Genomic DNA, 23,410 nt, shown 5'->3' with positions numbered 1-23,410 from the left:
CCGCCGCCAGGGTTGCCCAGTCGAGGCCGTCCTGTTGCCTGTCTCACTTTGTGACGCAGCACGCGGTGAGATCTTTGCCGTAATGCTAATTTCGTAGGATGAAAGGGGTCGGGCCGGTGCAGTCTGTAGTGCACCACCTGCGGCAACTGCACAGCTTTGGCCCCGCCAACAATGACCATCTCTCGGCATGGCGTGTGGCCATCAGCGTGGCCGTCCCCTCCCTCGTCCTGCTGCTCCTCGGCCGGCCGGAGCTCACCATCTATGCCGTGTTCGGCGCGCTCACCGGCATGTACGGCCGTTCCGAGCCGCACCAGCTCCGGCTCACCCATCAGCTCCAGGCGGCAATGGTCCTGCTGTCCGGCGTGACCGTGGGCGTGGTCCTGTCGGTCAACGGCCTGCACTCCTGGTGGCTCGTTGGCATCGAAGCCCTGCTGGCGGGCGTGGGGTCTGTCTATTCTGATAAGGTGCGGCTCCGGCCCAACGGCCCTTTCTTCGGGATCCTCGCCCTGGGCGCCTGCGCATCCGTTCCCACCCCCGTGCCCTGGTATGTTGCCCTGCTTATCGCCGGCGGCGCCGCGGCGTTCTCCTTGCTGGTGGGATTCGGCGGCTGGGTCCGCGGCAGGGCCTGGCAGCCCGGCGCGGTCCGTCCGGCAGTCCGCCTCAACGGAACTTTCCGGCGCCACGCGGCAACACACGCGGCCCGCTATGTGCTGGCCGTCGGGGCCGCCGGCACCATTGGCCTCCTGACCGGAAGCGGCCACCCGCACTGGGCGATGGCCGCCGCCGCGGTTCCGCTCGCCGGCGCGGACCTGCCCAGCAGCGTCCACCGCGGCATCCACAGGATGATGGGGACGTTCCTCGGGCTGGTGCTGGTCGCCGTCGTACTTTTTCCGGGGCCTTGGGCTCCGCTGCATTTTTTCCCGGGAGCGGAGGCCGCGGTGCTGGCGCTGCTGGTGATCGTCTTCCAGTTCGGCACAGAGCTGTTCATGACCCGGCACTACGGGCTGGCCATGGTCTGGTTCACTCCGGTCATCCTGCTAATGACCCAGCTGGCGGCCCCGGCAGACCCGCAAGTGCTCATCACCGAACGCGCCGTCGAAACCGTGGTCGGTGCCGGCACCGGAATCCTCGTGGTGGTGCTTATCCGCTCGCGCCGGAACCGACGCCCGGCTCCTGCGGCCGGCGCGGCGGCCCTGCCGTAAACCTGTCCGGCACCACGCGGGCGGCGGCGGCCAGCACCTTGTAGCGCTTGGTCGGGATGGAAACAGCCTTCCCGCGCTCATTGTCCGCCAGTGCTTCGCGGACCACTCGGCCCGGCCGCAGCCACGTCCAGCCCGGGGCCACGGACTTGTCCATCCCCATCCGGTCATGGAACTCGGTGTGGACAAAGCCGGGGCAGACGGCGGTCACCTTCACGCCGCGGGGGGAGTAGGCGAGGTTCGCCCAGCGGCTGAAGCTGAGCAGCCACGCCTTCGCCGCCGAGTAGGAACCGCGGGGCAGGAAAGCCGCCACGCTGGCAACGTTGATGATCCGGCCGGAACCGCGGGCCAGCATGCCCTGGAGGGCGGCGTGGCTGAGCTCCATGGCAGTCTGCACGTGCAGCCTCAGATGCTTCTTCTCATCCTCGATCGGGTTCTCGTCGAAGTTGTGCAGCAGCCCGATCCCGGCGTTGTTCACCAGCATGTCCACCGGCCGTGAGGGGTCGGAAAGGCGTCCGACGACGGCGGCCACGCCGCCGTCGTCGGTCAGGTCCGCGGTCAGCACCTCAGCCGTGGTTCCGTACCGCCGCTGCAGCTCGTCTGCTGTGGCCTGCAGCCGTGCCGTGTCGCGGGCCACGAGCACGAGGTTGTTCCCCTGTTCGGCGAGCTGGCGGGCGAATTCTGCGCCCAGTCCTGCGGTGGCGCCGGTGACGAGGGCTGTGGGTCTGGCGGTGTTGGGCGTCATGGCAACAGCCTAAGCCCGCGGCACGCAGAAACAGCCCCGCGGTGCCGCAGGGATCAGCCCCTCCCGGTGGCGCAGCTCAGGCGAAGTTGGCCAGGGGATTCGCGAGCCTGCCCGCCTTCTGCAGCCCGCCGGACGGGTCTGCCAGATCGAGCATCTGCTGGTTGTTGCGCAGCTGCAGCCGGTTCAGGCAGGACAGCTCGAAGTCGGCGGCGAACAGGTCGTGGCGGGCAAACTGGTCCGCCAGTTCCGGGTGCTCACTCTGATAGTCACGAACCGCTGCCGCCGCCGTGCGCCAGAACTCCTCGCCGCTGAGCACGCCGTCTTCCTCCAAAAGGGCGGCAAGGAAACGGAAGATGCAGTCGAACACATCCGTGAAGATGGACAGGACCTTGTCGCCGTCGGGTATGTCCGCCTTGATCCTGGCCACCGCTTCGGGCAGGTCAAGCCTGTCCCCCATCACCACAATCTCCTCGGCGATGTCCTTCATGACGGCGCGGACGGGCACGCCGTTCTCGAGGACCAGGATCACGTTCTCGCCGTGCGGCATGAACGCGAGCTCGTAGCGGCACAGGCAGTGCACCAGCGGCACGAGGTACGTCTCGAAGTACTGCCGCAGCCACGCGCCAGGCTCCAGCCCCGATTGCTCAATCAGCGCCGACACCATGGGCTTGCCCGCGGCGTCGACGTGCAGGAGCGAGGCCATGGTGGCCAACTGCTGCCCGTCCCTGAGCAGCGGCAGCGGGTTCTCCCGCCACAGCGCGGACAGCATCTTGCGGTACGGTGAGCCCTTCACGGCGGCTGCCTCGTAATAGCCGTTGTGATAGCCAATGGCCGCCACTTCGCGGATCATGGCGAGCCCCCTGCCCTGGAGCGCCTCGTCACCGGCGATCAGATCCTGGAGCCAGTCATTGATCGCCGGCGTTGCCTTCATGTACTGCGGCGACAGCCCGCGCATGAACCCCATGTTCAAGACCGACATGGCTGTCTTCACGTATGTCTTGTCCGGCGCCGTGGTGTTGAAAAACGTGCGGATGGACTGCTGCGCCTGGTAGCTGTCGGCCCCGATCCCGAGGTGGACGATGTGCCGTTGCGCGATCTCGGCCGCGAACGTGACCGTCAGCTTGTTCTCCCACTGCCATGGATGCACCGGCATCAGGAAGTACTCCGCCGGGTCGAGGCCATGGGCACCGAGCTCGGCGTCGAAGAACGCCAGTGCGCCAGTCCCCAGTTCGGCTTCGAGATGGGCGGCATAGTCCAGGCCTGCGCTGGAGGTGAAGACAGCCTTGCTGCGGTGCACCGCGATCCACACCAGCTGCACCGGGGCTCCGGTCTCGGGGGCGAAGGCGCGGTAGTCACCGATTCCGAAGCCCAGCCGGCCGTTGTTGGCCACAAAGCACGGATGCCCCTCGATCATGCTGCGTTCAATCGCCTGGAAGTCCGTGGCTGCGTCCGCTCCGCGGGTCACGCCGGCCGCCAGTTCGGCCGACGACGGCTGGCCCACCCATTGCTTGAACGCATGGCTGGAGAGCGTGCTGCTGATCTCCTCAAGGTAGACGGGGAGCATCTCCTGGCGGATGCCGAGGGTGCCGGAAAGTTCGGTGATGAAGCACAGCGCGTCCAGCGGGGCGTCCTGGCCGTCGCGGCTGCAGGTAATGGAAGCCGCGTCGACGGACCAGTGGTCCAGCTGCAGGATCCGGGCGGAGAAGCGGTATTCAACGGTGCCGTCATCGCTGCGGACCCGGTACCCGCCGTCGCTGTTCCTGTCATGGTGACCCACCGCTTCCGGAACCAGGATCCGCTCGTGCGAGAACTCGGCGAGCGCCTTGCGGACCAGGTGCCTGTTGGCAGCAGCCCAGCGTTCGGGAGTGAGGTGGGGTGCCGCGTTGCCTGCGGTCAGGGCAGTTTCAAGTTCAAGGGTGGTCACAGTGATGCTCCCTGGTTATTCGGGGTAGAGGAACGGGCGGTGCGGGCCGAGTGGAACGACTCGCGCGTGCAGAAACTCAGGAGGGCCTGCTTGTCCGGAAGGGTCACCTCGCCGGCGGGCTCGAAGCCCAGCCGCGTGTTGAGGACGTGGATCTTGGTGTTTCGGGCGTCGGGCTCCACCACCACGCGCTCCACGCCGGGCTTTTGGAAGAGCCGGTCCAGGACGGACTCCATGACGCCGGCCGTGAACCCAGGTCGGGGCGTTCCCTGCGGCGGTGCGACCAGCAGGTGCATGCCGATGTCGCCGGGCTGGACGGCGTAGACGGCCGAGAGCGGCGACGACTCCGGCAGGTACTCCTCCATCAGGAAGGCGGGGACGCCGTCGTCGATCCCCAGCAGCGCGTGGTGATGGCCGCTGGACTGGACTTTGGAATACTCCTCCACGACGTCCTCAAGCGTCGCGCTCAGCATCCCCCAGAAGGAGGCGTACGGGCGGGTGACCCAGCTGTGGATGAGTGGCGCGTCGGCGACGGCGTCGACGCACCGGAACGTGAAACTCATGCGGTCACCTCTATGCTCGTAGATACTGCAGAGGGCGCGCCGAACTCCTGGAAAGCGATGCTGCGCTCCACCGGATAGACCTCACTACCCAGGATTTCCCGGAGGATGCACGAGTTCCGGTAGGCGGCCATGCCGAGGTCCGGCGTGACGAAACCGTGGGTGTGGAGTTCCGCGTTCTGCACGAAGATTTCGCCGGGTTCGACGCCGGTGCTGTAGTTGCGCTGCACGGCGAACCTTCCAGCGCCGTCACGGGCAATGCGCTCCTGCACGCCGGCCAGGAACGACGGCTCATGGTACGCGTATCCGGTGGCCAGAACCACCGCCTCCGTCTCCAGCGAGTAGTCCGAGCCCTGCTCCCCGTGGGACAGCTCCAGCGTGTGGGACGCGGTGGAGGCGTTCCAGGCGGCACCAGTCACGGTCGAATGCGTGAGCAGCCGGGTGTCCACCATGCCGGAGAGGCTCTTGGTGTACAGGAGGTCGTAGATCGAATCGATGAGCTCGGAGTTGATGCCCTTGTAGAGGTTCTTCTGGCTCCGGATGAGGGCGTCGCGCCGGTCCTGCGGGAGCCCGTGGAAATAGTCGACGTACTCCGGCGAGGTCATCTCCAGGGTGAGCTTGGTGTACTCCAGCGGGAAGAACCTGCCTGAGCGCGTGACCCAGTTGAGCTGATACCCATGCACGTCGATGTCCTGAAGCAGTTCGTAGTAGATCTCTGCCGCACTCTGCCCGCTGCCGACGATGGTGATGCTGCGCCGCTGCTGGAGTTCGCTCTTCCGCGCCAGGTAGTCCGCGTTGTGGAGGACCGTTCCCCCGAACTCCAGGATCCCGCGGCATGATTCCGGGATGTAGGGCGATGTTCCGGTGCCGAGCACCAGCCGGCGCGTACGAAGCACCTCCGGCCCGGCCGGGCCGTCCACCGCAAGCGTGTACACGCCGTCGTCGTAAGTCACCTCGGTGACGTCCGCGCCGAACCGGACCGAACGTAGTTGGCCCGCAACCCACTGGCAGTACTGGTTGTACTCGGCCCGCAACGGGTAGAAGTTTTCGCGGATGTAGAAGCGGTAGAGCCGCCCGGTCTGCTTGAGGAAGTTCAGGAACGAGTACGGTGAGGTGGGATCCGCCAGCGTCACGAGGTCCGCCATGAACGGCACCTGCAGGTGGGCAGGCTCCAGCATCATGCCGGGATGCCAGTCGAAGGATTCGCGGCGCTCGAGGAATACGCCGTCCAGGCCTTCAACCGGTTCGCTTAGCGCGGCGAGCCCCAGGTTGAAGGGCCCGGCGCCGATCCCGGCGAAGTCGTAAACGCGGCCCTTGCCTGGGGTGCTCCATGCAGGGGTGCTGGATGATGCCGTGCTCATGCCTGGGCCGCCGTCCGCGCGGCGGAGCCGGCACCCCGGAGACCGGCTCCGAGCAGGCTTTCGCCGGAGCCTCGAAGCAGGCCGATGATCTCGCCGATGTCCTCGAGAGTTGCCTCGGCGTTGAGCAGCGTGAACTTCAGGTAGTGCCGTCCGGCAACCTTAGTGCCCGCCACGACAGCCTGGCCGGACGCGAACACGGCCGCGCGGATGGCCGGATTCAGCTCGTCGGCCGCGTCCTCAGACAGCCTTGTTCCGTCTGCCAGGACAGGACGGTACCGGAAAACCAGCGTGCTCAGCTGGGGTTCGGCCGCCAGCTCGAAGTCATTGTCGGCAGCGAGTACCGAGCCCACCCGGGCCGCCAGGTCGATCGCCTCGTCGAGCAGCGCGCCAACGGCAGCGGCGCCCATGATCCGGAGCGTGAGCCACAACTTGAGGGCGTCGAACCGGCGCGTGGTCTGGATGCTCTTGTCCACCTGGTTGGGGATCTCGGCGCGGGCAGCGGTTTCCGGGTTCAGGTAGTCGGCGTAGTAGGTGACGTGGCGCAGCATTGCACCCTCGCGGACCAGCAGCGCGCTGGAGCTGACCGGCTGGAAGAAGGTCTTGTGGAAGTCCACCGTGACGGAGTCCGCCAGCCGGATGCCGTCCAGGAGATGTCGGTGGCGGTTGGAGACCATGAGCCCGCCGCCGTACGCGGCGTCAACGTGGAACCAGGCACCGTAGGCTCCGGCCAGGGCGGCGAGGTCGGTCAGCGGATCCACGGCGCCGAAGTCAGTGGTCCCCGCGGTACCCACAACCGCCATGGGAATCAGGCCGCCGTCGTGGGCCGTAGCCAACGCACTGGCCAAAGCGGCCGGATCCATCCGGTGGTCCGCCGCGCAGGCGACGGACACGACGGCGTCGAACCCCAGCCCGAGCATGGAGGCCGACTTTTGGATGCTGAAATGGCTGTCCGCCGAGGTGAAGATCCGCAGCTTCTCCAGCAGCAGCGGCAGGCGCAGCCCCTCGTTCGCCCGCTCCTGCCGCAGCCTGGCCACCGCGTGGTTGCGGGCAATAAGCAGTGCCTGCAGGTTGGACTGGCTGCCGCCTGACGTGAACACGCCGTCGGCCGCGTGTCCCAGTCCGAGCCGCTCTGCCGTCCAGTCGATGAGGCGGCGCTCGATCATGGTGGCGCCTGCGCTCTGGTCCCAGGTGTCCATGGACGAGTTCACGGCCGAGAGCACGGCCTCGCCCACCAGGGCGGGAATGACGACCGGGCAGTTCAGGTGTGCGGCGTACTTCGCATCATGGAAGTACACGGCGTCCCGCAGGTAGGTGTCCTGCAGCTCCTCGAGGGCTGCCGCGGTATCCGGCAGCGGCCGCTCCAGGTCCACGGCCGCCACGCGGCGCTTCATCTCGGCCGGGCCGACGCCGGTGAACGGCTGCGAGGTCCGTTCGAGTTTGGTGGCCACAGCGTTGACACCCTGCAGCACCTGGGCCACGTAGCGCGGGGCATTCCGGGCATTGAACAGCTGGTTGCTGGCGGCGAGGGCGAGTTCGATGCCGGCCCCGAAGTCCAGGCTGGAAGCAGCCGGGCCGGCGTGTTGGGCGTACGGGTTTTGGGCCTCAACTCCGGTTTCGGCCTCGAAGTCCGTGCGTGGCTCGTCCACGTCGGGCAGCAGCGTCATAGTTCATCCTTTTTTCGGTGGGATATGCAGCCGGCACCAGCAACAGCACCAAGCAAGCACAGCCTTACTTAGGTAAACCTTTTAGTCAAACTTCCATGATGTAATTCCAAGAGCCGCGCAGATCCGGGTAATTTTCTTTGTTATCCGGGGTCATTGACTTTCCCGGCGCGGCCGAACGGCACATAATGCCCAACCCGGGACAGGGCGGGCGCCACTGCGGGGACAGGGCGGGGCGGGCGGAGTAGAGTTTCTGGCACTAGGCGTCGACTGCAGCAGGAAGCAGGGGGACATGTCCGGCAGTGAGCATGATCCGATCAATTTTCGGGAAGTCGATCCGCAGGGAAATCCCACCGGATACGGGCGCATGAGGCCTGCCGGGGACGGCCGCCTGGGCCCTTCAATGGCGGGCGAGGGCAGGCAAGAATTTGCGAAGCCGGGCTTCGGGCCGGTACAACCGGGCGCTGGACCCTACGAGGCGGCGGACTTCGGGCAGCGGAGCCGCCTCACCGTGAACCCATTCATCGCGGCGTTGTGGGTTCTCGTGGCGATCCTGCTGGTGTCGCCCTTCGGAGTCTTCACGCTCGCGCAGGAATCACTGAATTCAGGCACCGAGCCGCAGGTCATGCCCGTCAGCTACATGTGGATCACGTTCGCGCCGCAGATCCTTTTCGCCGGGCTCGTCGGAGCCCTTGGCCTGCTTTTCTGGCACGCGGCGCAATGGCAACGGAAGAATTGGCAACGGAACGGGGCAAAGCAGTCCCCGCCGCCCTAATCCCCACCTAGCGCGAACTGACACTTAAGCGCCCGTACCTACCCGGCCGGGACCTCGCTCGCCACCGGGCCCGCCGCAGCGATGGCGCCCGGAACAATGGCGGCCGACTGGTACGAGCCAAGGTGTCGCAGACGGAGCTCCTCGCTGACCTGGACATACCAGAACCGCGCACCGAAAGCAGGGCTGGGAGTGTCCAAGTGCCGGTACAGCCCATCGGCAAGACGGCCCAACTCGGCATCCGGCATCGCCGCGAGGATTGCAGCCGGGTCCACGGCCTCGTTCAGGCATCCGTCCAGAAGACGGCGCAGCTCTTCGTCCGTCACGGGACCGGCGGCTACGTCTTCGGGCATAGCTTCTTCGTTCATCGGGTCGTCAGTCATCGCCCCGGCACACGCAGTTGTTCAAAGAGATCCCCAAAATAGAGAGTCCGAAGGCCAACTGCATAGCCCTCGCCCGATCGTACGGAAATGTCCCCGCGGTCACAAGTACCGCGGTTCACGGCTTGTGGGGACCCTGCGGCGTGGGGTGCTTCAGGTGCCCAGAAGCTTGGGCGCGGCCGCCTCCGGCCAGTCGATGCACTGCGTGTACACCTCGTGTTTGCGGAGGTAGCGGGCCGTGAACGGGCAGTGCGGGATGATCCGCTTCCCCGCCGCCACAACATCGTCGAGGGCGAAGTGGATCAGCACCTTGGCCAGACCGTGGCCCTGGAACTGCTCGGATGTCTGGGTGTGGATGAAGTCCACGTGCCCAGGCTTGTCTTCGAACCTGACCTCCACCGCCAGCTGCCCGCCCACGTGCAATTCGTAGCGGTGGAGCGCGTCATTCCGGAAGGTGGTGACGTCCGGGGTGAATTGGTCCTCGGCGGCTGTCGTGTTCTCGGTCATGGTTCGACATTGGCACTTAATGGCTGTGCTGGCAATGGTCGAATTCCGCGCGCGGGAACGCGCCCCAGCAACAGCACGGCCAGGACGAAGCAGGCGGCCCCGCCGCCCAGAAGTCCCAGCGTCAGGCCGTTGACGGCGGCGTCTGCCACCGGGACAAAAACGACGACGACGGCGGTCACCACAGCGCCCGGCGCCCGGCCGCGCGAGTGCATGGCCGGCGTCGGCCGATCCTCAAGCCGCCCGAACAGGAGGACCGCCGGCAGCAGGAGGAGGACCACTCCGATGAAAACGAGCGGGCGTGACCACCACCATTCCGCGCTGCCCGAGGCGGGTTGGGGGAAATTGGTCAGCAGGAGCAGTCCGGTCATGGCGGCCAGCAGCGGCAGGTGCCAAAGGTAGACCGTCATCGCATGCCGGCCGACGACGACCATCACGGCACGGATCCAGCGCACGTTGGCCAGTGCGTTCAGCAGTGGCCGGGACAGCTGCAGCACCGCCGCCTGCGAGATACCCAGCAGGAACAGGCTAAGGTTGGGTGGATTCAGGTTTACCAGCATGTTGTCCCGGTACAGGCCGAGCACCACCAGAACGAGCATCAGCAGGTTGCTCGCCGCGATCAGCCCTGCCAGCTGCGACCTGCTCCACCGGTCCAGCCAACCGTCCGCCATAAAGAACCCGAGTTGCTGCGCGGCGCACCACACGAACACCATGTTGATGTTCGCGAGCGTGGGGAAAGCCCCGCGGAAGCAGTCAACCGTCACCACGAGGGCCACCAGGCCCAGCAGCGTCAGCCACGGGGCACGCCGGTGCAGCCCCACCAGAAGCGGAATGTTCAGCTGGGCCGCCAGATAGGCCGCGAGGAACCACAGCGGCATGCCGGCCCCGCTGGCCAGCAGCTGCACCACCTGCGGATCCACGCCGGCCAGCAGCGCGCCCCAGAGCCCGACGAACATGACCGCCAGCAGCGCTGCCGCCGGACGGACCAGTCGCAGCAGCCGGGACTGGATAAACTCAAAGCCGCTGCCGCCGCGCGCCTGCATGCGGAGCCAGGACCGTGCCCCGGTGATGCCTCCGACCACGAAGAACAGCGGCATCACCATGAAGACCCAGATGACCGGCTCGAACCAGTCCTGCTCGGCCAGGGTGTTTTCCGTGGTGACAGTACCGTCGGGGTGCAGCACCGGGCTGGTCATCATGCAGTGCCCCACCACCACCAGGGCGAGGCAGACCAGGCGCGCGAAATCGATGGCCAGGTCCCGGGCGGGCCGGGCACTATCCGTTCCCGCTGCAGGTTCCGTGGAATTCTTCATGGCGCCCCCACCACTGGAACTCGCTTACGTCGTTGTAGTTTCCATTGTGCGCCAACTTGCCCTTTATGTGAGGTCTGGAGTTTTTGTCCACATATTGGCCGCCAAAGGGCTCCCGAAGTCGCGATACGCGGACAAGAACTCCCGTCAGCGGCTAAGGATCGCCAGTGTGCTCGCGCCAAAGTCCTTCGCGGCGGCGTTCCAGCGGGTGAGTAGCCCCTGCAGGTTCTCGCCGTCGGCCCGGTGCGCGGGAATCTGCTCCTCGAGCGTGGCGAGGACGCCGGTGCGGAGTTCAGTGTTGAAGTTGACCTTGCCCACATTCATGGCCGGGGCTTTGGCCAGTTCATCCGCCGGAATGCCCGAGGCACCATGGAGCACCAGCGGGATGTGCGTCCGCACGGCGATGTCCTGCAGGACATCCCAGCGCAGGCGCGGCTCGCCCCTGTACTTTCCGTGGACGTTGCCCACGGCCACGGCGAGCAGCTGCGCGCCTGTCCGTGCCACGAAGTCCTCCACCTGGGCGGAGTCGGTGAGCCCGGCAACCTCGTTGCCCGCCCCGTCGCCTTCCGCGCCGAACGCCTTGTCCTCGTCACCGGCCAGGCCGCCCAGTTCAGCTTCCAGGACCACGCCGGCATGACCCTGGGCCTCGAGCGCGGACCGCACTGCACACACCAACCCGATGTTCTCTTCGTACGGCAGGGCTGAGCCGTCGGCCAGGACAGAGTCCGCGCCCGCGGCGACGGCGGCAGTGATGACATCGAGGTCTGCGGCGTGGTCGAGCTGCACGGCAACCGGCACGGACGCGGCGTCCGCCAGGCCCCGGAGCGCCGAGATCAGCCTTAGCCCGTTGCCTGTGGCGGCGGTCTTGGGTGCAACCAGCAGGATGACACCGCGCCTTGCTTCCTCCGCGGCGCTCACCACGGCCAGGGCCGTGGTGAAGTCGTAGCAGGTGAACGCCGGCACGGCCGACCCCCGTTTGAGGGCGGAGACCACCAGATCGTCGAGCTGTGCCCGCATCAGCCTTCCCCGGAGGTGCGCTTGGTGGGGGCAACCACCTTGATGACGGCGGAGTCATCGGCAGCGGCCAGCCCGTGGGCCTGGCCCAACAGGTACAGCTGCTCGGCGGCGGCGGCGACGGGCGTCGCCAGGCCAGCACTGCGCGTGGCCTTGCCCACGATGCCCATGTCCTTGACGAAGATGTCCAGGCGGCTTAGCACCTCGGCGCCTTCCTCGGTGTAGGCCTCCAGGATGCGCGGGCCGCGGTTGGAGAGCATGAAGGAGCCGGCGGCCCCGGCCTCAAGGGCGGCGAGGGTCTTCGCCTGGTCCAGGCCCAGCGCGTCGGCCAGCGCCATGGCCTCCGCGGCCGCCGCGATGTGGATGCCGCACAGCAGCTGGTTGACGGTCTTCAGCGCCTGCCCGTCACCGGGCTTGTCGCCGACCACAGTCAGGGTGGAGGCGAGCAGCTCCAAGACCGGCCGCGCCGATTCCCGCGCAGCGGGTTCGGCTCCGACGACGATCAGCAGGTCGCCCTCGCCGGCGCGCTTGGGGCCGCCGGACAGCGGGGCGTCCACGAGCCCGACGCCGAACTCGGCCAGGCGGGCGACGGTGGACGGGATGGCCTCCGTGCCCACGGTGCTGGTCAGGATGACGACGGCACCCGGCTTCAGCACCGAGGCCACGCCGTTCCCGCCGAACAGGACGTCGTCGAGTTGTTCGCTGTTGCGCACGGCGAGCAGCAGGGCGTCGGTATCCTGGGCCGCATCCCGGGCGGAAGCGAAGGTCTTCACGCCGGATTCCTCGGCGAGGCGCAGGCGCGGTTCGGCGATGTCGAAGCCGTGGACGGTCAGCTGGCTGGCGAGGCGGGTAGCCATGGGCAGTCCCATGGCGCCCAGTCCGAGGACGGTGACTGTGTAATTCGAGGTCATGGTGTTCTCCAGGAAAGTGGGATTAGAAAGTGTTGCTGAGCTTGCTGGTGACCTGGGCGAGTGACTCGTCATCGCCGACGTTGCCGGCAAAAACGATGTACGGGATCCCCTTGGCAGGGCCGTCAACCGGCTCCCACAGGCTCACGATGCCGGGCAGCATAGGCCCGCGGACGATCGCATGCCGGATCTCCAGCCCGTGCGCGGCAACATCCGACGATGTGATGCCGCCCTTGGCGATGACAAACCGCGGCGGGAAGGTCTTCAGCGTCCGGTTCACCACGGCGACGACGGCGGCGGACACGGTGCGCGCGATCCGCAGGCTTTCGGCCGGGTCATCGGTCTTGATGAGCAGGCGGCTGGTGTGGACAATGACGTCACCGCCGCGCAGGGCCTCCACGACCGTGTCCACCGTCTGGTCGAGGTACGCGGCTGCCTCCTCGCTAAGGAGCTTTTCAACGTCGATCTCCACAATGCGCGCGCTGCTGTGCCGGTCCGTGAGCACCTTGAGCTGCCGGGTGGTCACGCCCACGTGGGAGCCGACGACGACCAGGCCGCCGGCTTCGGACGGGGTGTTGCCCGCGTACGCTTCCTCGCCGCTGAGTTCAGGCCTGATGTCCTGGCCGATCCGGGCGCGCATGAACGGCGGGCCAACCCGGTACAGCAGCTTCTTGCCGCGGCGTTCAGCCTCCTCCAGGCCCAGCGCCAGGGCACGCATGTCGTTTTCCGTGACGATGTCCACCACGATGGGCGTGGACTGCGTGGCGGGTTCGATCGCGTCTGCGATTGCCTTGGCCGACACCTCAGCCTGCCCGGTGGCGGAACCGGCGCGGATGATGTTCAGGTCCAGCACGATCACGGAGTCCGCGGCAAACCGCCCCTGCGACTTCTCTTCCACGTACTTGGCCATCTCGGAATTGGCAAAGCCGAAGGTGGCGTCCTTGGCGAATTCGGTCTCGGCAACGGGGACCAGCTCGCCGGCCTCCGGGCCACGTGTGTAGTGCACGCCGCCAATGGTGATGCGGCCGGCGTCGGGAAATGCCGGAACCATCACGACGCCGTCCGTTGAGTCACCGCTTTCGGCTGCCACCGTCGCGGCAATGACGTCAGGTTCCAGGGGGAAGTGTCCGCGGAGGGTCGAGTCGCTGCGGCTCACGAAACCGAGCTTTACCTCGCCTTCGCCGTTCCGGGCAGCGGCGAGGGCGTTGCGCACCACTTCTTCATTGCGTTCAGCCGCTTCTGCCGGGTCAAGGCTGCGGGTGTTCGTCAGCACGTAAACGGCTGGCTTACCCTGATGGAGAGCCCACCGGAAGTCCTCCACTTCCCAGCTGGTGAGCACAGGAAGATCCGCCACCGACTGCGTGCCGGTGGGATCGTCGTCGAGCACGACGAGGACGCGCGGGGACGTGGCAGCCGTGGCCGCCACAGCGTTGGCCACCTGCCGGGAAGGGATCTGGAGTTCGGCGGGAAAGGCGGCCAGAACGTCGGATTCGAGGGGCACTGTGCACTCCGTTGTGTCGAAACTGTCTTGTGATCATTGTCAGATGTCAGACATCTGGTGTTTGGTGCTAGTGTGGCATAACGCACAGCTCGTGTGCAAGTACACTTTGCAGGTACCCCGGCTGGAAGGCCATAGACGCTGAACGGAAGAAATGGCACGCAAATCATTGGTGGGCGTCGTCGCCGACGAACTCCTTGACCGCATCATCTCCGGCGAGTTTCCACCGGGCAGCAGCGTGCCGGGGGAACTGGAACTCAGCGCGCGGCACGACGTCAGCCGCATGACAGTGCGGGAGGCGATGAAGACCCTCGAGGCGCAACGCATCCTGAGCGTGGAACGGGGCCGCGGCACGTTCGTGAACCCCCTGAACCGGTGGTCGTCTCTCGAGGCAGTGCTGCGAGCCACTTCCGAGGGGCAGAACGGCCCGGCCGCGGCGGTCCAGCTGATCGAGTTGCGCCGGATGCTGGAAACGGGTGCCTGCGAGCTCGCGGCACAGCGCATTACCGATGCCGAGCTTGAAGGCCTTCGGGGCTGCGTGGCGGACATGCGGAAGGCCCACCAGAACAATGACGTGGCGCGTTTTGTTGCCGCCGACCTGGCTTTCCATGACCAGATACTGCAGGCGTCTGAAAACGTCTTTGTGGCCGTCGTCTTCGAACCCCTGCACCGCGTTCTCGAAAAGGGACGGACCGAAACCTCGAAGGTGCAGGATATTCAGGAGCATGCGATCGGGCACCACCAGAACATCTACGAGGCTCTGGCCGCCCGTGATCCACAGCAGGCACGCGATGCCATGGACGCCCACATGCAGCAGACCCTCAGCGACCTCAGAAGCTACGTGCTGGAAGCCCCCGAGGAATCATGTCAAGATGCCCGCCTGGGTTGATTCGTGGAATCATCTGATTTTGCCCGGATGACGGGCTGCTTCCTGGCGCCTTGTTTTGCGGTGGTCAGGGTCAGGAGCTCTCTGCAGAGGGCCTGGATCTGGCGTTGGATGGCGGCCGGGTTCAGTGGCCGGTTTTCGCGTTTCAGACGAGCCTTGGTGGCTTTAGTGACCGTGCCGGTGTCGGCCAGAACCCGCTGGTACGGGGTGGCGGGCGCGTCGTAGGTCTTGGTGATCTTCGCGCCGGTCCGGGTTTTGGTGAGGAGTTTTTGCTGGGGTCCGAAGTGGTTGGTCAGCAGCCGCTGGAGCTCCCAGATCCGGTTCAGCAGTTCCAGCTCACCGGGTGTGTCGTAGCGGTGGTAACCGGCGGTCTGCCGGACGACGTGCCAGTTCTTCTGCTCGACGTGCGCGCCGTCGTTCTTGTTCCCGGACCGGGACCGGGTGAAGGTCAGTTTTTCGTGCTCGCACCAGCGGTAGAGCTCCCAGTTGATGAACTCCGAGCCGTTGTCCGAATCGATCCCCCGGATCGGGAACGGGAACGCGGCCGTGGCGTCCTTGATGGCCGCGAAAACCCATTTCTGGGCCTTGTTCCGCACCGACCGGGTTTCGGTCCAGCCGGTCGCGATGTCAGTGATATCAAGGGTGAAGCAGAACTCGCCCTGGTTGTTGCCGCCCTCGTGCCCAACCAGATCGATCTCGACGAATCCGGGCACCGCGTCGTCCCACTCGGCCCAGGTCCGGACCGGAATGGAGTCCTTCAGCAGCGTTCCGGGCTTGGTGTGGGACCGGCCGCGGGGCTCGAGTTTCGCCCGGTCGGCTTTGAGTCTGCGGTCGATGGTCGCCGGCGAAATTTTCAGCAGTTGCGCGGCCGTGGCGGCATCGATGCGGAGTTCGTTGAACCGTCGCAGGCGCGGTACCAGGTCCGGCAGCGCCGCCGCCAGGAGCCGGCCGCAGGGCGTTCCCTGGACCGCCCAACAGAACCGCAAGGCCTCGACCACTGCGTCCCCGTACAGCGGCGGCCGTGGCTCCCTGGCCCGCACCGGTTTCAGTACCAGCGCCTGCCGCAGCGCCTTGCGGGCGTGATCGCGGTGCCATCCCGTCGTCGCGCACAGCTCATCGAGAATCTGCTTCTTCCCGGCCCGGTCGGCCCGGGCATAGCGGGTGGCGATGACCTTCGTGACAGCCCTGCGTTCACTCATCGAAAGCTCCATGGCTCACAATGCCGAAGCGGCAAACACCACCCCGGCGGACACGCCGCTTCGCGGGCATTCTCAAATGATTCTTCGAATACCCCTACGCGGGCATCTTCCATGAGTCAACGCGAAGCCTAGTCCCCGGGCGCCGCGTCCGATACTCTGCAGGAACGGCCCGCAGCCGGGTATCGATGGCGATCACGAGGAGCGAAGTTGTCTAATAACACCTACAGCATTTCTGAAATTGTCGGAACCTCGACCGAAGGCATCGACGCGGCCGTCCGTAACGGCATTTCCGACGCCGCGAAGACGTTGCGCAACCTGGACTGGTTCGAAGTCAAGGAGGTCCGCGGCCACCTGGAGAACGGTCAAGTGGCGGACTGGCAGGTCACCCTCAAGCTCGGGTTCCGCCTGGAGCGGGACTGACATAGCAATACCCGGTTTCACCGGGCGTAGCGGAACCAGTACTGCGGCGCCGGCTGAGGTTCAGCCGGCGCCGCAGTACTTGCCTAATCCTGGCCGCTTGCTCTCCGGCGCCACACTGTCGGAATCCCACGGAACGCGGGAAATACCTGCCCTTCAAAGAAGGCATGGGCCTCGTCCGGCGAGTCGGCAGGGGCCCACATTCCCGACGCCGGGCAGTGGGCTCCGGTCGAAGCAGAAGGTGTCTGGCGTTCCCGAAGCAGTGCGATGCGTTTCATCGTTGAATGTCATCCTTGGGTCGGAGGGCTGGTAGAAGTTCCTCCTCCAAGGCTATGAAACGGGCCACACCCGCCCAATGGGCGAATGAATAGAATCCCGCCCTTCGGCTGGGCATCAGTACAGGTATCCGGCGTTGCCTGGCCCGGGGCTGGCGTGCCGGGCGGCCGCTCAGGGCACGGCGGGCTTCGGCCTACTTGCGGCCTGGGCCGCCGCCTCCGGTGCGATGGAAGCGGCCGCCTCCTTCGGCGTCGTGCTTTCAACAGTGCTTTCTGCAGCGGCGCCCGCGCCGAGACTGCCCAGCAGTGTGAGCGCATCCGCGGACGGGGAGCCTTGCGGGGCCGAATAGACCCGAAGCACCTGGTCGGCGTCATTCGGAAGGACCAGGTTCTCAAAGTGCAGTTCCAAATCGCCCACGGCGGGATGATGGAGCCGGACGCTGCCCGCCGAACGCGTGGCCACCCGGTGGCCCGCCCACCACTGGCGGAAATGCTCGCTGTGCACGGCAAGTTCCCCCACCAGCTGGTTGGCCCGGGCGTCGTTCGGATGCCTCCCCACATCCACCCGCAAGGCCCCGGCAGCCTCTGCCGCCACGGTTTTCCAGTCCCGGAAAAGCTCACGGGCCCGCGGATCGAGGATGAGCCAGCGGGTCAGGTTCCGCTCGCTTGCCGGCAGCTCCGGAAAGTCCGCGAACAGCAGGAAGGCCATTCGGTTGCCCGCCAGAACATCTGTGCGCCGCCCCAGGACCAGCGCGGGCACGTCGCCCACCGCCTCCAGCAGCTGGCGCAGCGCCGGCCGGACTGCCTGGACCGGCAACGCCGAGCGCGCCGATTCTGCGCAGTGTTCCATGAGGTTCATCATGTGGGCCTGCTCTCCGGCGTCGAGCCTGAGGGCCCTCGCCACCGAATCCAGCACTGCCCGCGACGGGTGGATATTCCGGCCCTGCTCCAGCCGGGTGTAGTAGTCCGTGCTGACACCTGCAAGGCGGGCGATTTCCTCCCGCCGCAGGCCGGGGACGCGCCTGGCACCGGCGCCGTCCGTGATGCCGGCTTCTTCCGGTTTCAGTCGGGACCGCATTGCCTTGAGGAACTTGCCGAACTCGACGCTCTGACCCATGGACTCCATTGTGCACGTCGCCTGGGCTTGCTTTCTACAACGAAGGTAGGACTGGGAATCCTAGGAAAAACAGGGACAGCCACAGCTACTGACTCATGAGCCCCGGATGCATAGGCTCGTAAGGAACCAGCCGTGATGCAGCAAGGAGAATTCGCATGTCTCAGAGCCCAGATTCCACCCCCCGAGCGTCCGGGCAGGGCCCCGCCCCGCAGGAGCTGGAGATCCCGCAGCTCGTCCTCAACAACGGTGTTTCCATCCCCCAGTTGGGATTCGGCGTGTTCCAGGTGCCGCCCGAGGAGACACAGCGCATTGTCGAGGATGCCCTCGAAGCCGGATATCGCCACATCGACACCGCAGCGGCGTACCGGAACGAGGCGGGAGTGGGCGCAGCCATTGCCGCCACCGGGATCCCCCGCCAGGAACTCTTTATCACCACCAAGTTGCGCAACGGCGAGCAGGGCAACGCACACGAGGCATTCCAGAACAGCCGGAAGGACCTCGGGCTGGACTTCCTTGACCTCTACCTGATCCACTGGCCGGTGCCGTCACAGGGCCTCTACACGGAGGCGTGGAAAGAACTGGAAAAGATTTACGCCAACGGCGAGGCACGCGCCATTGGCGTTTCGAATTTCCTGGAGGAGCACTTGGACACGGTCCTGGCAGGCGCCGAGGTGGTTCCGGCGGTTAACCAGTTCGAACTGCACCCCACATTCCAGCAGGCCCCGCTCGCTGCCAAGAGCCGCTCGCACGGAATCGCGGTGGAAGCCTACAGCCCGCTGGGGCAGGGCGCGGACCTGGACACGTCTGCCGTCACCGGCCTTGCCGAGGCCCGCGGGGCTACTCCGGCGCAGATTGTCCTCGCCTGGCACCTGGCCGCCGGTAACATCGTCATCCCCAAGTCAGCGGACTCCGCCCGCATGCGGGAGAACCTCGCGGCAGCGGCGATCCGACTGACCGCTGCGGACGTGGAATCAATCACGGCGCTGGAGGCCGGGTCGCGCATCGGCGCGGATCCCGCCGTCGCCGCTTTTTCCCAGCTCTGAGCGAAAGGACAACCAACCAATGCAGTACACGCATCTGGGCCGTTCGGGCCTGCAGGTTTCCCGGCTTTGCCTCGGTACCATGAACTTCGGCCCGCAAACCGAGGAATCCGCCGCGCAGGCCATCATGGACTCCGCCCACGGGGCAGGCATCAATTTCTTTGACACTGCCAACGTCTATGGCGGAACCGAGCACCGCGGCTGGACCGAGGAAATCATCGGCCGCTGGTTCGCGAAGGGCGGCGAGCGCCGCGAACGCACTGTGCTGGCCACCAAGCTTTATGGCACTATGACGGACCGACCCAACGAGTCCAAGCTTTCCGCCCTGAACATCCGGCGGGCACTCGATGCCAGCCTCAAGCGGCTCCAGACTGATTACATCGACATCTACCAGTTCCATCACGTGGACCGGAACACGCCGTGGGACGAGATTTGGCAGGCCATCGAAGTGGCTGTCCAGCAGGGCAAGATCCTCTACTCGGGCAGCAGCAACTTGGCCGGCTGGCACATCGCGCAGGCACAGGAAGCCGCCACCCGCCGGAACTACACGGGCCTGATAAGCGAGCAGTCCATCTACAACCTGCTGACCCGGAACGTAGAGCTGGAGGTCATCCCCGCCGCCCAGCAGTACGGCCTGGGCATCATCCCGTGGTCGCCGCTGCACGGCGGACTGCTGGGCGGGGTGCTGAAAAAGGAGCGCGACGGCGTCCGGCGCCTTGAGGGGCGGGCGGCAGAAACGCTGAGGAACCACCACGACCAGATCCGGGAATATGAGGACTTCGCGGAGGAACTGGGCCATGAGCCCGGAGACGTCGCCCTCGCGTGGCTGCTTCACCAGCCCGCTGTCACCGCCCCGATCATCGGCCCGCGCACGCAGGAACAGCTCGATGCAGCCGTCCGGGCCTTGGACGTCCCGCTGAATGAGGATGCGCTCAAGCGCCTCGATGCCATCTTCCCGGGACATCGCACCGCCCCGGAGGACTACGCCTGGTGAGCGGCCCAGCCAATGCTTCGCTCCCGCAGCGGCAGTTTCCGGACGCCGCGCGGCTGAAGCTGCTGTTCATCGGGGGAACCGGCGTGATCAGCGCCGCGGCGGTGGCGCGCGCGGCGGAGCTTGGCCACCGGGTCACCGTGCTTAATAGGGGAAGATCGGTAGACCGTCCTGCACCCGCCGGCACGGAGATCTTGCAGGCAGACGTCCGCGATCCCGCAGCGGTCCGGAACGTTCTGGGCGGACGCGAGTTCGACGCCGTCGCGGACTTTATCTCCTTCACTCCAGAGCACGCCGGCGCCGCTGTGGAGCAGTTCCGCGGCCGCACCGGGCAGTTCGTGTTCATCAGCTCAGCCTCGGCGTACCAAAAGCCGCCGGCCCGGCTCCCCATCCTGGAGTCGACTCCCCTGCGGAATCCTTACTGGCAGTATTCCCGGGACAAGATTGCCTGCGAGGATGTCCTGCTGCAGGCGTACCGGGAGGAGGACTTTCCGGTCACGGTGGTGCGGCCGTCTCATACCTACGACCGGACCAAAATCGCGCTGCTGGGAGGCTGGACCGACATCCACCGGATGCGGGCGGGTCTGCCTGTTGTTGTGCATGGCGACGGGGCCTCGCTGTGGACCGTCACGCACAGCAGTGATTTCGCCAAAGCTTTCGTGGGGCTCATCGGCCGCTATCAAGCGGTGGGTGAAAGCTACACCATCACCTCGGAGGAGTTCCTGACGTGGGACGTGATTTACCGCCAGTTCGCGCAGGCGGCGGGGGTTGCCGGGCCGGAACTGGTCCACGTGGCCTCTGAAACCATCGCGGCCATGGATCCGGTCCGCGGGCCTTGGCTGCTCGGCGACCGGTCACACTCCGTGGTGTTCGACAATTCCAAGATCAAGGCCCTGGTTCCGGAGTTCTCGGCAACCATCCCGTTTTCCTTCGGTGCGCGGGAAGTGGTGCAGTGGTACGACTCCCGGCCGGAACTGCAGGTGGTGGACGACGGGTTCATGGACATGAGCGACAGGCTCGTCGACTGGGTCCGGCGGCCCTTCTAGCAGGGAAGCTCCCCCTCGAGCGTGCTTCGGGTACCCTCGGGCGGGCACCCGCTTACTTGGCGGGCGCCCGCTGGGGATCCTCCAGGGCCGGCTCGTCAGGCTCGCCGTCCGGGCCGGTGGGTGGCCCAGGGTTGTCCTGGTGGGGAACTGCGGGTTCCTCCTGGGGCGGGTCCTGGTTGGGGTCAAAGGGGAAGCCCTGGGGTGAACCGCTCTCAGGCTGGTCCGTCGGGTTCTGCTCCGGATCGGCGGGCATTTCGCTCATGGTCTGGATCCTTAGCTGTCGGAAGGGCCAGGATTTTCTCCTGCCGGGCCACTCCAAGGATTACCAGCGCAGCCATGGTTAGTCCAGAGCACCAGCCCGGCGCCGAGCGCAAAGGCCGTTCAGGTTAGCCGGCTGCCATCAGTTCACCAGTTCGGTGCCGGAGTGCCGGCCGGTCCACTTCCGGTGGCCTTGCTCCAGTTCGACGACGTCCCGGCCAAACGAAGCCAGCAGCGCCACAAGCGCCAGGACAACGGCAGCAGTGGTGATTCCACCTGGCACCCCCGGCGTGAGTGCCAGCAGCAAGGCGCAGGGCTGGTACGCACCAATAACCTTGCGCAGCCTCTTAACGGGCAGAGTTCGTTTCAGTTCAGGCCGGAACCATCCGGCTGCTACGAAGGCGTACCACATGAGTCCGACGGCCAGGACCCAGGGACCGACGATTGGTACTGCCGCGCACGACAGTACGAGGACCAGCGCCGCGTCGGTCTGGACATCCAGCCGGCCTCCGGCCGGGCTCTCGCAGGCAAATCGCCGCGCAACGGCCCCGTCCACCGCGTCAAGAAGGAATGCCGCCGCACCCAGCACTACCACCGGCACGCCGGGCCCGGTTCCGCCGAACAACGCTGGAATCACTATTGCCGCGCAACAGGAAACCAACACAGCGCGAATCAGGGTAATGCGGTCCGCGGCCGTCGTCAGCAGGGGCTTGCGGCTGAGGACAGAGGCTGCGGCATTTCCCAGCACCGCCAGTCCGGCACCCATGGCGGCAAGGAAGTACGTTACTTCAGCACCAGCCACGTTCAGGATCCAGCTGCCGGACACAAGGAAACCAGCCATGGCAACGGCTACGTCCACCAGAGCACGCCTAGCGAGCAAGACCTGCATATGCCTCCTTGCGCTCATCGTAACAACAGGAGGCCACGAGCATTCCTGCCTTGACCTCGGAAGATAGCCAGACCAGGACACGCGAGGTAGCAAACGGGGTCTGGGCAAACTGCCCCCGATAGGAAAGACTCTTCCGCATGGCACAAGCACCAGTCATCACGCTGAATGACGGCAACCGGATACCTCAGATCGGCCTTGGCACCTGTCCGCTGAACGACCGGGAGGTGAGTGACGCCGTCGTACGGGCTGCGGAAGCCGGGTACCGGCATATTGATACCGCCGTGCGATACGGGAACGAGGCCGGCGTCGGATCCGGGATTCGGAACAGCGGCCTCGACCGGACGGAGTTTTTCATCACCACCAAGCTGGACGGCGAGTTCCAGGGTGGGGATCTGGCTGTGGCAGGCCTTGAGGGCTCGCTGAGGCGGCTCAACCTGGACTACGTGGACTTGCTGCTGATCCACTGGCCGCTCCCCCGCCGCGGAGAATTCATCTCCACTTGGAAGACCTTTGAACGGCTGCAGGGCGAAGGGAAGGTCCGGTCGATCGGCGTATCGAACTTCAAGCCCGCTCATCTTGAACAGCTGATGTGGCAGGCCGACGTAGTGCCGGCCGTCAACCAGATCCAGCTCAACCCCTCGGTAAACCGCTCCGCGGACTGCGCCTACAACGAGCGGCACGGGATCGCCACAGAATCGTACAGCCCGCTGGGTGCGGGGTCGGGGCTGCTGTCCGCGCCAGTTCTGACACGAATCGCCGGTAAACACCGCAAAACAGTCAGCCAGGTGGTACTGCGCTGGCACGTACAGCAGGGGTTGGTGGCCATCCCCAAATCCTCCGATCCTCAGCGGATGAAGGAGAACATCGACGTCTTCGACTTCGCTCTGGACGAGGAGGACCTGACTGCCATTAGCACCCTCGATGAAGGCCCCGAGGCAGGGGTAAATTCGGACGTTCAGGGCCACTAGCGGCAGGCCCCCGGCTTGCGCAGCAGGCGCCCCTCACCGGATAGCGACTGGCAAATAAATAGTAAGCATGATTAGTATTGAGCAGAAGGACGAAGCGTACCCGGCAATCCGGGTAACTCCTCTAGATGAAGAAGGAACGATAAAAGATGGGTTTTTTCGCATTTCTGATTCTTGGCCTCATTGCTGGAGCCATTGCTAAGGCCATCCTCCCGGGCCGGCAGGGCGGCGGCATTTTCATCACGCTTCTGCTTGGTGTGGTTGGCGCAATTCTCGGCGGCTTCATCGGCAGCGCGCTCTTTAATGTCGGTATCAACGAGTTCTTCTCGCTGTCCACCTGGCTGCTGGCGATCGGCGGCGCACTTATCGTGCTGCTCGTTTACGGCATGATTACCAAGCGCTCGGCCCGCTAGACAGGGCAGTGCCGGAACCGGCTCCGGGAAAACTCCCGGGGCCGGTTTCCTACCCCAGGCCCTACCGGGCCGAACCAATCG

General features: G+C 65.9%; 24 protein-coding genes. 9 read left to right on the top strand and 15 right to left on the bottom strand.

Translation table 11 applies throughout. From position 1 onward, the window contains the following. Positions 1-116 precede the first annotated feature (116 nt). Positions 117-1,202, top strand: coding sequence for an FUSC family protein (locus tag DBZ45_RS07535; RefSeq protein WP_111903296.1), 1,086 nt, complete (start codon positions 117-119; stop codon positions 1,200-1,202). Here the strand turns inward: DBZ45_RS07535 and DBZ45_RS07530 are convergent. From DBZ45_RS07530 to DBZ45_RS07510, 5 genes are all read right to left on the bottom strand, one after another. Then, entirely contained in the window at positions 1,141-1,944 is an 804-nt protein-coding gene (locus DBZ45_RS07530) for an SDR family NAD(P)-dependent oxidoreductase (protein WP_111903295.1), read from the bottom strand. The two genes, DBZ45_RS07535 and DBZ45_RS07530, sit on opposite strands and share 62 nt — an antisense overlap. 76 nt (positions 1,945-2,020) lie before the next feature. Next, positions 2,021-3,868, bottom strand: a complete 1,848-nt coding sequence (locus tag DBZ45_RS07525) for an IucA/IucC family protein (protein WP_111903294.1) — start codon at positions 3,866-3,868, stop codon at positions 2,021-2,023. After that, positions 3,865-4,428, bottom strand: a complete 564-nt coding sequence (locus DBZ45_RS07520; protein WP_111903293.1) for a GNAT family N-acetyltransferase — start codon at positions 4,426-4,428, stop codon at positions 3,865-3,867. The genes DBZ45_RS07525 and DBZ45_RS07520 overlap by 4 nt, the downstream gene beginning before the upstream one ends. Beyond that, positions 4,425-5,786, bottom strand: a complete 1,362-nt coding sequence (locus tag DBZ45_RS07515) for a lysine N(6)-hydroxylase/L-ornithine N(5)-oxygenase family protein (RefSeq protein WP_111903292.1) — start codon at positions 5,784-5,786, stop codon at positions 4,425-4,427. Before DBZ45_RS07515 ends, DBZ45_RS07520 begins: the two co-directional genes overlap by 4 nt. Next, positions 5,783-7,450 (bottom strand): pyridoxal phosphate-dependent decarboxylase family protein, encoded by a 1,668-nt coding sequence (locus tag DBZ45_RS07510; RefSeq protein WP_190243052.1) that lies wholly within the window; start codon positions 7,448-7,450, stop codon positions 5,783-5,785. The genes DBZ45_RS07515 and DBZ45_RS07510 overlap by 4 nt, the downstream gene beginning before the upstream one ends. A 289-nt stretch (positions 7,451-7,739) precedes the next feature. Between DBZ45_RS07510 and DBZ45_RS07505 the strand changes: the two genes are divergently transcribed. Further along, the gene (locus DBZ45_RS07505; RefSeq protein WP_111903291.1) at positions 7,740-8,222 is read left to right on the top strand and encodes a hypothetical protein; all 483 of its coding nucleotides are present in this window, start codon (positions 7,740-7,742) and stop codon (positions 8,220-8,222) included. Between the two features lie 38 nt (positions 8,223-8,260). On the opposite strand, the gene DBZ45_RS07500 is transcribed toward DBZ45_RS07505, so the two are convergent. From DBZ45_RS07500 to DBZ45_RS07475, 6 genes are all read right to left on the bottom strand, one after another. Continuing rightward, on the bottom strand, positions 8,261-8,572 hold the full coding sequence (locus DBZ45_RS07500) for a hypothetical protein (protein ID WP_111903290.1): 312 nt from the start codon (positions 8,570-8,572) through the stop codon (positions 8,261-8,263). Positions 8,573-8,752: 180 nt separating this feature from the next. Next, the gene (locus DBZ45_RS07495; protein ID WP_111903289.1) at positions 8,753-9,106 is read right to left on the bottom strand and encodes a GNAT family N-acetyltransferase; all 354 of its coding nucleotides are present in this window, start codon (positions 9,104-9,106) and stop codon (positions 8,753-8,755) included. Continuing rightward, positions 9,103-10,416 (bottom strand): acyltransferase family protein, encoded by a 1,314-nt coding sequence (locus DBZ45_RS07490; protein WP_111903288.1) that lies wholly within the window; start codon positions 10,414-10,416, stop codon positions 9,103-9,105. Before DBZ45_RS07490 ends, DBZ45_RS07495 begins: the two co-directional genes overlap by 4 nt. A 144-nt stretch (positions 10,417-10,560) precedes the next feature. Further along, a complete protein-coding gene (locus tag DBZ45_RS07485) occupies positions 10,561-11,430 on the bottom strand; it encodes a class II fructose-bisphosphate aldolase (protein ID WP_111903287.1) in 870 nt (289 codons plus the stop codon). After that, positions 11,430-12,338, bottom strand: coding sequence for an NAD(P)-dependent oxidoreductase (locus DBZ45_RS07480; protein WP_111903286.1), 909 nt, complete (start codon positions 12,336-12,338; stop codon positions 11,430-11,432). The genes DBZ45_RS07485 and DBZ45_RS07480 overlap by 1 nt, the downstream gene beginning before the upstream one ends. A 22-nt stretch (positions 12,339-12,360) precedes the next feature. Beyond that, a complete protein-coding gene (locus DBZ45_RS07475; RefSeq protein ID WP_111903285.1) occupies positions 12,361-13,836 on the bottom strand; it encodes a four-carbon acid sugar kinase family protein in 1,476 nt (491 codons plus the stop codon). Positions 13,837-13,987: 151 nt separating this feature from the next. Here DBZ45_RS07475 and DBZ45_RS07470 point away from each other — a divergent pair, with 151 nt between their 5' ends. Continuing rightward, the gene (locus DBZ45_RS07470) at positions 13,988-14,722 is read left to right on the top strand and encodes a FadR/GntR family transcriptional regulator (RefSeq protein WP_111903284.1); all 735 of its coding nucleotides are present in this window, start codon (positions 13,988-13,990) and stop codon (positions 14,720-14,722) included. Here the strand turns inward: DBZ45_RS07470 and DBZ45_RS07465 are convergent. Further along, a complete protein-coding gene (locus tag DBZ45_RS07465) occupies positions 14,701-15,918 on the bottom strand; it encodes an integrase catalytic domain-containing protein (protein ID WP_223256970.1) in 1,218 nt (405 codons plus the stop codon). The genes DBZ45_RS07470 and DBZ45_RS07465 overlap by 22 nt on opposite strands. Positions 15,919-16,125: 207 nt before the next feature. Here DBZ45_RS07465 and DBZ45_RS07460 point away from each other — a divergent pair, with 207 nt between their 5' ends. After that, the gene (locus DBZ45_RS07460) at positions 16,126-16,338 is read left to right on the top strand and encodes a dodecin (RefSeq protein WP_111903282.1); all 213 of its coding nucleotides are present in this window, start codon (positions 16,126-16,128) and stop codon (positions 16,336-16,338) included. Positions 16,339-16,782: 444 nt separating this feature from the next. Here DBZ45_RS07460 and DBZ45_RS07450 read toward each other — a convergent pair whose 3' ends face one another. Beyond that, positions 16,783-17,727: a helix-turn-helix domain-containing protein gene (locus DBZ45_RS07450; RefSeq protein ID WP_111903360.1), complete on the bottom strand. Its 945-nt coding sequence runs from the start codon at positions 17,725-17,727 to the stop codon at positions 16,783-16,785. A gap of 221 nt (positions 17,728-17,948) precedes the next feature. On the opposite strand from DBZ45_RS07450, the gene DBZ45_RS07445 reads away from it, so the two are divergent. Genes DBZ45_RS07445 through DBZ45_RS07435 form a run of 3 tightly spaced genes read left to right on the top strand, consistent with a single transcriptional unit; the run spans position 17,949 to position 20,804 of the window. Further along, positions 17,949-18,770, top strand: coding sequence for an aldo/keto reductase (locus tag DBZ45_RS07445; RefSeq protein WP_111903359.1), 822 nt, complete (start codon positions 17,949-17,951; stop codon positions 18,768-18,770). 19 nt (positions 18,771-18,789) lie between these two features. Continuing rightward, positions 18,790-19,761 carry an aldo/keto reductase gene (locus DBZ45_RS07440; protein ID WP_111903280.1) on the top strand — a complete coding sequence of 324 codons (972 nt, stop codon included), beginning with the start codon at positions 18,790-18,792 and terminating at the stop codon, positions 19,759-19,761. 53 nt (positions 19,762-19,814) lie between these two features. After that, positions 19,815-20,804, top strand: coding sequence for an NAD-dependent epimerase/dehydratase family protein (locus DBZ45_RS07435; RefSeq protein WP_111903358.1), 990 nt, complete (start codon positions 19,815-19,817; stop codon positions 20,802-20,804). A gap of 52 nt (positions 20,805-20,856) precedes the next feature. Here the strand turns inward: DBZ45_RS07435 and DBZ45_RS07430 are convergent, their stop codons facing one another. Continuing rightward, positions 20,857-21,066, bottom strand: coding sequence for a hypothetical protein (locus DBZ45_RS07430; RefSeq protein ID WP_111903279.1), 210 nt, complete (start codon positions 21,064-21,066; stop codon positions 20,857-20,859). 138 nt (positions 21,067-21,204) lie between these two features. After that, positions 21,205-21,921: a CDP-alcohol phosphatidyltransferase family protein gene (locus DBZ45_RS07425; protein WP_223256969.1), complete on the bottom strand. Its 717-nt coding sequence runs from the start codon at positions 21,919-21,921 to the stop codon at positions 21,205-21,207. Between the two features lie 167 nt (positions 21,922-22,088). Here DBZ45_RS07425 and DBZ45_RS07420 point away from each other — a divergent pair, with 167 nt between their 5' ends. Together DBZ45_RS07420 and DBZ45_RS07415 are read left to right on the top strand one after the other, a co-directional pair. Further along, the gene (locus DBZ45_RS07420) at positions 22,089-22,919 is read left to right on the top strand and encodes an aldo/keto reductase (protein WP_111903277.1); all 831 of its coding nucleotides are present in this window, start codon (positions 22,089-22,091) and stop codon (positions 22,917-22,919) included. A gap of 146 nt (positions 22,920-23,065) precedes the next feature. Then, complete coding sequence (locus DBZ45_RS07415) at positions 23,066-23,329, top strand: GlsB/YeaQ/YmgE family stress response membrane protein (RefSeq protein ID WP_102972847.1); 264 nt, start codon at positions 23,066-23,068, stop codon at positions 23,327-23,329. Positions 23,330-23,410: the final 81 nt, after the last annotated feature.

It is taken from the genome of Arthrobacter globiformis, from assembly GCF_003261175.1.
In the GTDB taxonomy this organism is placed as follows: Bacteria; Actinomycetota; Actinomycetes; order Actinomycetales; family Micrococcaceae; genus Arthrobacter; species Arthrobacter globiformis_A.
This window is presented reverse-complemented; position numbering and strand designations above follow the sequence as displayed.